The sequence below is a fragment of the Blautia sp. MSK18_10 genome, from assembly GCF_020553185.1.
GTDB classification, from domain to species: Bacteria; Bacillota; Clostridia; order Lachnospirales; family Lachnospiraceae; genus Blautia_A; species Blautia_A wexlerae.
In genome coordinates this window covers 1-306 of record NZ_JAJCGT010000146.1, presented here as the reverse complement: position 1 = coordinate 306, position 306 = coordinate 1, and the positions used below count along the sequence as shown (strand labels likewise).

At 48.7% G+C, this 306-nt stretch carries 1 rRNA gene; it reads left to right on the top strand.

From position 1 onward, the window contains the following. Positions 1-226: 226 nt before the first annotated feature. A 5S ribosomal RNA gene (rrf, locus tag LI074_RS17225) occupies positions 227-306 on the top strand; the annotation flags it as partial.

The following is a 306-nucleotide window of genomic DNA, read 5'->3' as shown; positions in this document are numbered from 1 at the left end:
GCCGTATCGGAAGGTGCGGCTGGATCACCTCCTTTCTAAGGAAGAAGTAGAAAATCGAAGATGTGTTTTACTGTTGAGTTATCAAGGTACGTAAGTGCACTTCGGAGCGAAGCTCCTCAGTCGCGACTGCGTCGCTTATACAAGCCTGATAAAAAGTCCTTATGGAAGCAAGCTTCCAACAGCCTTTTTCTCATTCTTGTGCACTTACTTAAGTAACACGAATCTTTCTGGTGCCGATGCGGTTGGGGGAAACACCCGTTCCCATCCCGAACACGACGGTTAAGACCCAATCGGCCGATGGTACTG